The sequence below is a fragment of the Paraburkholderia sp. RL18-085-BIA-A genome (assembly GCF_046027075.1).
Lineage (GTDB): Bacteria > Pseudomonadota > Gammaproteobacteria > Burkholderiales > Burkholderiaceae > Paraburkholderia.
This window is the reverse complement of the sequence record NZ_JARESU010000608.1, coordinates 1-470: the sequence shown is the minus strand read 5'-3', so window position 1 is coordinate 470 and position 470 is coordinate 1. Positions and strand designations below refer to the sequence as shown.

The window sequence follows — 470 nt, the reverse complement described above, 5'->3', positions numbered from 1 at the left end:
TGAACGAGGATCAGGGTCCCTCTTTATTCTGCAATGCGCTTGAAACTGGCGTAGTAATCGTCGGTGTAATAGCAGTCGCCGGTCTGCCTGCGCGGTCCACCACATACGATCCGGCGCTGCCCGCGATCGGTCATGCCGGGCGTGCGAACCGTGTATGTGTGGTAGTAGCCGCGCGGATGCTGCGGCAGCAAAAGCGCACTGTTACGGAACAAAACACCGTCCTCGCCAAAAGGGAATGGGCCCCCCGCTTTGATCAGCCGCAGTGTTTCGGCTGCTTCCCCCGGCAACTGTGACTTCGTGACGGCGCCCAGCACGCCCGTCTCTCGCGCGCCTGATGCGGTAGGTGTACCGCTCGCGCCCTGCGCTGGCTGAACCGGCGCCTGACTCGCGGATGCGCCCGATGCTTCAGTGACGTTTTGCGATCCCTCCTTGCCACATCCGCCAAGGATCGCACTCACGGCGACGATGCA

At 62.6% G+C, this 470-nt stretch carries 1 protein-coding gene; it reads right to left on the bottom strand.

The window, feature by feature from the left end:
- Positions 1-23: 23 nt before the first annotated feature.
- On the bottom strand, positions 24-470 hold a 447-nt coding region (locus P0D89_RS54065), incomplete at its 5' end, for a ribonuclease (protein WP_408371540.1).